1 protein-coding gene and 1 pseudogene are annotated in these 3,484 nt (G+C 59.4%); both read left to right on the top strand.

What is annotated here, in order from left to right; all coding sequences use genetic code 11:
- A partial coding sequence (alaS, locus tag ACIOWA_RS27625; RefSeq protein WP_401162895.1) for an alanine--tRNA ligase occupies positions 1 to 2,614 on the top strand: 2,614 nt, incomplete at its 5' end.
- A gap of 90 nt (positions 2,615 to 2,704) precedes the next feature.
- A pseudogene (locus ACIOWA_RS27620) lies at positions 2,705 to 3,421 on the top strand (aspartate kinase); the annotation flags it as partial.
- Positions 3,422 to 3,484: the final 63 nt, after the last annotated feature.

The raw sequence follows: 3,484 nt of genomic DNA, 5'->3' as shown, positions 1-3,484 counted from the left end.
AGAAATCCGAGAAGCCTTCCTTCGCTTCTTCGACGAGCAAGGCCACACCCGTGTAGCCTCCAGCTCCATGAGTCCGGGCAACGACCCAACCCTGCTGTTCACTAACGCGGGGATGAACCAGTTCAAGGACTGCTTCCTGGGCCAGGAAAAGCGCGCGTACACCCGCGCTGTTTCCAGCCAGAAGTGCGTGCGCGCCGGCGGCAAGCACAACGACCTGGAAAACGTCGGTTATACCGCCCGTCACCACACGTTTTTCGAAATGCTGGGTAACTTCAGCTTTGGTGACTATTTCAAGCGTGATGCGATCACCTATGCCTGGAACTTCCTGACGTCCGACAAGTGGCTGAACCTGCCGAAGGAAAAACTGTGGGTCACCGTCTACGCCAGCGATGACGAGGCGTACGACATCTGGACCAAGGAAATCGGCGTTCCGGCCGAGCGCATGGTGCGCATTGGCGACAACAAGGGCGCGCCTTATGCTTCGGACAACTTCTGGACCATGGGCGATACCGGCCCTTGCGGTCCTTGCACCGAGATTTTCTACGATCACGGCGCCGACATCTGGGGCGGCCCACCAGGCTCGCCTGAAGAAGACGGCGACCGTTACATCGAAATCTGGAACAACGTGTTCATGCAGTTCAACCGCACCGCCGATGGTGTGTTGCACCCACTGCCAGCGCCCTCGGTCGACACCGGCATGGGCCTGGAGCGGATCAGTGCCGTGCTGCAGCACGTTCACTCGAACTATGAAATCGACCTGTTCCAAAGCCTGCTGGCCGCGTCGGCCAAGGCCATCGGTTGCACCAACGACAATCAGGCATCCCTGAAAGTCGTGGCTGACCACATTCGCTCCTGCGGCTTTCTGATTGCCGACGGCGTGCTGCCGTCCAACGAAGGCCGCGGTTATGTGCTGCGTCGGATCATTCGTCGTGCTTGCCGTCACGGCAACAAACTCGGCGCCAAGGGCAGTTTCTTCTACCAGATCGTTGCCGCACTCGTGGCCGAGATGGGCGAAGCCTTCCCTGAGCTGAAATCCCAGCAGGCGCACATCGAGCGCGTGTTGAAAGCCGAGGAAGAGCAGTTCGCCAAGACCCTGGAACAAGGTCTGAAAATCCTCGAGCAGGATCTGGCTGACCTCAAAGGCGACGTGGTGCCGGGCGATGTAGTGTTCAAACTTTACGACACCTACGGTTTTCCGATGGATTTGACTGGCGACATCGCTCGCGAGCGCAGCCTGACCATCGACGAAGAAGGTTTCGAGCGCGAGATGGAAGCCCAGCGCGTGCGTGCGCGTTCCGCCAGCTCCTTCGGTATGGACTACAACAGCCTGGTCAAGGTTGATGTGGATACCGAGTTCACCGGTTATCACAACACCAGCGGTTCGGCGAAAGTTGTGGCTCTGTACAAAGATGGTCAGTCCGTCGACGTTTTGAGTGAAGGCCAAGAGGGCGTCGTGGTGCTGAACCAGACCCCGTTCTACGCTGAGTCCGGCGGCCAGATCGGCGATTGTGGTTATCTGCAAGCGGGTAGCAGCCGTTTTGATGTGCGCGACACCACCAAAACCGGCGGTGCTTTCCTGCACCACGGTGTGCTGGCCTCGGGCAGCCTGATCGTTGGCGCACCGGTGCAAACCCATGTCGAAGCCGAGGTGCGTCACGCCACTTCGCTGAACCACTCGGCCACGCACTTGCTGCACGCAGCACTGCGCAAGGTGCTGGGCGATCACGTTCAACAGAAAGGCTCGCTGGTCGACAGTCAGCGTCTGCGCTTCGACTTTAGCCACTTCGAAGCCATCAAGCCTGAACAGTTGAAAGCGCTGGAAGACATTGTCAACGCCGAGATTCGCAAGAACTCCGCCGTTGAGACCGAAGAAACCGACATCGAGACCGCCAAGAAGAAAGGCGCCATGGCGCTGTTTGGCGAGAAGTACGGCGACAACGTGCGCGTGCTGAGCATGGGCGGCGACTTCTCCGTCGAACTGTGCGGCGGTATCCACGCCAACCGTACCGGGGACATTGGCCTGCTGAAAATCATCAGCGAAGGCGGTGTGGCATCGGGCGTGCGTCGTATCGAGGCCGTCACGGGTGCTGCGGCACTGGCTTACTTGAACGCCGCGGAAGAACAACTCAAGGAAGCGGCCAGCCTGGTCAAGGGCAGTCGCGACAACCTGATCGACAAACTGTCGGCTGTGCTGGAGCGCAACCGTCTGCTGGAGAAACAACTCGAGCAGTTGCAGGCCAAGGCCGCCAGCGCTGCGGGCGACGATCTGTCGGCCTCGGCACTGGATGTCAAAGGTGTGAAGGTTCTGGCTGCACGCCTGGATGGTCAGGATGGCAAGGCGCTGCTGGCGCTGGTCGATCAACTGAAAAACAAACTCGGCCGCGCAGTGATCCTGCTCGGCAGTGTCCATGAGGAAAAGGTCGTTCTGGTTGCAGGCGTAACCAAAGACCTGACTGGCCAACTCAAAGCCGGTGATTTGATGAAACAGGCTGCTGCGGCAGTGGGCGGGAAGGGCGGTGGTCGTCCGGACATGGCGCAGGGCGGCGGTGTCGACGCCGGCGCGCTGGATGGCGCACTGGCGTTGACCGTTCCATTCGTCGAGCAGGGTTTATAAGGCGGCCCGCCGGGCCCGCAGTCTAGTGGCGGGGCCGGCGGCTGTTTGAGTGATTATTGGGCGCCCTTCATGGGCAGAGGCGGCTTTGAAATGGCTTTGATCGTACAGAAATTTGGAGGCACCTCGGTCGGCACTGTCGAGAGAATCGAGCAGGTCGCCGACAAGGTTAAGAAATTCCGCGATGCCGGCGATGACCTGGTGGTCGTGCTGTCTGCAATGAGCGGCGAAACCAACCGTCTGATCGATCTGGCCAAGCAAATCAGTGGCGACGGTCAACCGGTTCCGCGCGAACTGGACGTGATCGTTTCCACTGGTGAGCAAGTGACGATTGCCCTGTTGGCCATGGCGCTGATCAAGCGTGGTGTGCCGGCGGTGTCGTACACCGGTAATCAGGTGCGGATCCTGACGGACAGTGCACACAATAAAGCGCGTATCCTGCAGATTGATGACCAGAAAATTCGTGGTGATCTTAAAGCAGGTCGCGTGGTGGTTGTCGCTGGTTTTCAGGGTGTCGACGAACACGGCAACATCACCACCCTCGGTCGCGGCGGTTCCGATACCACGGGAGTGGCACTGGCTGCAGCGCTCAAGGCGGATGAATGCCAGATCTACACCGACGTTGATGGTGTTTACACCACCGACCCGCGTGTTGTGTCAGTCGCTCAGCGTCTGGACAAGATCACCTTTGAAGAGATGCTGGAAATGGCCAGCCTCGGCTCCAAGGTGTTGCAGATCCGTGCGGTGGAATTCGCCGGCAAGTACAACGTTCCGCTGCGCGTACTGCACAGCTTCAAGGAGGGTGGGGGGCCCCGCCGTCGGATTGGTGTAGAGGGAGCCAGGGAAAAGCCGAGCATGAATAGGAATTAGGGT

This window comes from Pseudomonas sp. NPDC087614 (assembly GCF_044743485.1).
Classification (GTDB): domain Bacteria; phylum Pseudomonadota; class Gammaproteobacteria; order Pseudomonadales; family Pseudomonadaceae; genus Aquipseudomonas; species Aquipseudomonas baetica_A.
The sequence above is the reverse complement of the archived record's forward strand: the minus strand, read 5'-3'. Positions and strand labels throughout refer to the sequence as shown.